The organism is Okeania sp. SIO3B5, assembly GCF_010692555.1.
Classification (GTDB): domain Bacteria; phylum Cyanobacteriota; class Cyanobacteriia; order Cyanobacteriales; family Microcoleaceae; genus Okeania.
This window is the reverse complement of record NZ_JAAHHG010000757.1, coordinates 1-3,471: the sequence shown is the minus strand read 5'-3', so window position 1 is coordinate 3,471 and position 3,471 is coordinate 1. Positions and strand designations below refer to the sequence as shown.

The 3,471-nt window shown below is 35.6% G+C and carries 3 protein-coding genes and 1 pseudogene; all 4 read left to right on the top strand.

All coding sequences use genetic code 11. From position 1 onward, the window contains the following. Window positions 1–288: pseudogene (locus F6K54_RS42005) on the top strand (phosphate ABC transporter, permease protein PstA); the annotation flags it as partial. After that, the gene (pstB, locus tag F6K54_RS42000; protein WP_293090422.1) at window positions 282–1,076 is read left to right on the top strand and encodes a phosphate ABC transporter ATP-binding protein PstB; all 795 of its coding nucleotides are present in this window, start codon (window positions 282–284) and stop codon (window positions 1,074–1,076) included. The pseudogene F6K54_RS42005 and the gene pstB, both read left to right, overlap by 7 nt. 368 nt (window positions 1,077–1,444) lie before the next feature. Then, on the top strand, window positions 1,445–1,621 hold the full coding sequence (locus F6K54_RS43645; RefSeq protein ID WP_366558398.1) for a divalent cation tolerance protein CutA: 177 nt from the start codon (window positions 1,445–1,447) through the stop codon (window positions 1,619–1,621). A 415-nt stretch (window positions 1,622–2,036) separates the two neighbouring features. Then, window positions 2,037–3,386, top strand: a complete 1,350-nt coding sequence (locus F6K54_RS41995; RefSeq protein WP_293090421.1) for a caspase family protein — start codon at window positions 2,037–2,039, stop codon at window positions 3,384–3,386. The last annotated feature ends 85 nt before the right edge of the window (window positions 3,387–3,471 follow it).

The following is a 3,471-nucleotide window of genomic DNA, read 5'->3' as shown; positions in this document are numbered from 1 at the left end:
TGGGCAATAGGAGAAACAGCTCCAGTTATTACTATTGGTGCATTGACATTTATTGCTTTTTTACCAGAATCTCCGTTGAAAAATGAATTTCCATTTATTTCTTTTTCTTGGCTCCAAGCTCCATTTACATTAATGCCAATTCAAATGTTTAACTGGGTTTCTCGCCCACAAAAAGCATTTGAAATAAATGCAGCAGCAGCAGGTACTATATTAACTATTATGACTTTGGCAATCAATACTCTAGCTATTTATTTACGTTATCTAATTCGTAAAGGTATCAAATGGTAAATTTTTTTAGAAAAAAACAAGAATCAATTACTATAAAGCCCAAAGCAGAAGTCAAAAAACTTAATTTTTCTTATGGTTCATCTCAGGTTTTAAAAAATATTAATTTGGTTGTTCCAGAAAAAAAAGTTACTGCATTAATCGGACCTTCAGGCTGTGGAAAAACTACTTTATTACGCTGCTTTAATCGGTTGCACGATTTGTATCCAGGAAATTACTATGAAGGGGAAATATGGTTAGATTCTTTGAATATTTTGTCTAAAAATGTTGACCCAATAGAAGTACGAATGCGCATTAGCATGGTATTTCAAAAACCTAATCCGTTTCCTAAATCAATTTATGAAAATGTTGCTTATAGTTTGAGGGTGCGTGGTGAAAAAAAACGGAGTTTAATTGATGAAAAAGTAGAACAAGCTCTTCGAGGTGCAGCTCTTTGGAATGAGGTGAAAGATAGATTAAAAGAGGTGGCTTTTAATTTGTCTGGAGGTCAACAACAACGTTTATGTATAGCTCGTGCTTTAGTAGGAGAACCTGAAATGATTTTATTGGATGAACCTACTTCTGCTCTTGATCCAATTGCTACTGCTAAAATTGAAAAGTTGATGAGTCAATTAAAAGAAAAGATAACTATTTTAGTTGTGACTCATAGTATGCAACAAGCTGCAAGATTATCTGATTATACAGCGTTTATGTATTTAGGAGAATTGATAGAATTTAGTGAAACTAAAGATTTATTTGCTGACCCTAAAAATCAGAAAACAGAAGATTATTTACATGGCAGAATTGGTTAATTTAAGAAGGAAGAAGGAAGAAGGAAGAAGGAAGAAGGAAAAAGGAAGAAGGAAGAAGGAATAACTGAAGGACCGATACCTGAATCCTAAGAAATAGCCTAGCTATTTGTAGCAAAAATTCACCAAACTGGTATTATACCAAGAGTGAAAAAAGAAGACTTTTCTTAATAGGTGAAACTTTGATTCTTAAGTAATTAACACAGGTGCAATGACATTTTTGATAATTAGCACGCCAGAACGCGTATCAATTATTCTGATGTTTACTTTTCCCCTACTTCCCCTATTCCCCTACTGCCAGAAACTGAAACTTGAAATTTCAAACAAAATTTTAGTGAAGGAAGCACAGAAAATGTCGCCAGAATATCTTAATGGTAATTACAACAACTTCCAGTAGACATGATGCGGATAAAATAACTAGATACTTGCTTGAAAAAAGGCTAGCTGCTGGTATTCAAACTTTCAGCTCTATGCCGTGGAATTCACGGTCTTCAATAACGATGAATTTGTTTAGTTTGCTCTTGCAACAATGCTCCCAATTTGAATAAATTTTTCTATTGTCATCGTATATATTGTATAGGTTAACCCACATTCTGCACGTCAAGAGCGTAACATTAAAAGTAGTATACAATTTCTATTATTGATAAATATTTATACTGTATAAATTACTTCTCAAAAGTCAAATTTTCAGTTAAATATTAAGCATAAATACTTGCTGAACTATTGACTCCTATTGACCACTATAATTTACTTATTACTTCTTAATTCTTACTTTTGACTTTTGACTTTTGACTTCTTACTTCTTGCTTTTGACTTTTAACTTTTGACTTATATTTTATGCTACGTTTTGTCGTGCAGAATATAGGGTTAAGGTCAGGGGGTTGAGTCTATGTAGTGGCCACTGATAAAATTCCCAGATTCCTTGCCTTTTTGCACTTCTGCCTTCTTCCAGGAGAATAATATATGCCTAAATCAGCAGGTAATTCTAATGTAGAAAAACTTCAAACTGGTGAAGCTAAACTTTTAATTCTTTTAGTGGGAATTAATCAATATGATGATGCCAGAATAAGCAACCTTAATTATTGTGTTAATGATTGTCAGGAATTAAAGGCTGCATTAGAAATATCTACAAAATTATTCACCAATAAAACTATTATTATCCATCACGATAATACTCCTAAATTTCCTCTTCTTGATGTGGTGAAAAATAGCTTAGAAAAGTTAGTCTCTCAAGCAACTAAAGAAGATACTATTTTAATTTATTTTTCCGGTCATGGTTTTTTAGACAAACAAACTCAGCAACCAATATTATGTCTGAAAAATACTCTAACTAATAATTTAGCTACAACAGGTTTGCCAGTGGCAGAAATTCTGCAAAAGTTGGCAGAAAGTGGTGCTAAATATCAATTGATTTTTATAGATGCTTGTCATAGTGGTGGAACAAGTATTAATTTTCAGCACTTATCTGACAGTAAGAAATTATCTGAAGTTGAAACATCTAGTATTGCTCCACAATTAATAGAATTATTTTGGAAAAGGGCTGCTAAAAGTCAAGGTTTTTATGCTCTTTTGTCTTGCGATAAGTATGAACAATCTAGAGAATGGAAAAATTTAAAACATGGATTGTTTACTTATTATTTGATTCAAGGTTTTTTGGGGAAAGCTGCGGATAAGTCGGGAGTAATTGAAGCGGATAGTTTATATAAATATGTCTATCATCGCACCTTGGAATATATTGATAAAACTAATCAGCAAATTCGTTTAACTAATCAACAAAAATCTCATCGTGGTGAATCAAATATAGAGTCCGAATATCCAGGGCAAACTCCGCTGCGAATTGTGGAAGGTGCGGGAGAGTTTGTATTAGGAATTGTGCCGATTAATAGTAATGAAAATAGTCGGCGACAGGCTGTAATTATTAATGGTTGGGCAGGATGCGAGGAGACTGTTTCTTTATCAGGTATTTTGTGCAGTCGGGGTGATTTTACTGTGGGATATTGGCCACAAACTGACCGCTCTTGGCAGGATGTAAAAGCTGGAATATTGAAATGTTTGAATGTTGATCCCCCCCAGCCTTTCGATCCCCCCCAACCCCCCTTTCCAAGGGGGGAGTCGGAGTTGGAGTTGGAAGTTGAGCCTCCCCAACCGCCTTTGGAAGTTGATCCCCCCCAACCCCCCTTGGGAAGGGGGGAGTCGGAGTTGGAAGTTGAGCCTCCCCAACCGCCTTTGGAAAGGAGGGAGTCGGAGTTGGAGTTGAATGTCGATCCCCCCCCAACCCCCCTTGGGAAGGCAGGGCTGTTTCATTCTCAATAGACGCGGGGACACGGAGACACACCAGACACGGGGATAGAGGCTTTTAAGCGACGTTGAACTAAATATTTTCTCAGAGCTTAACGAA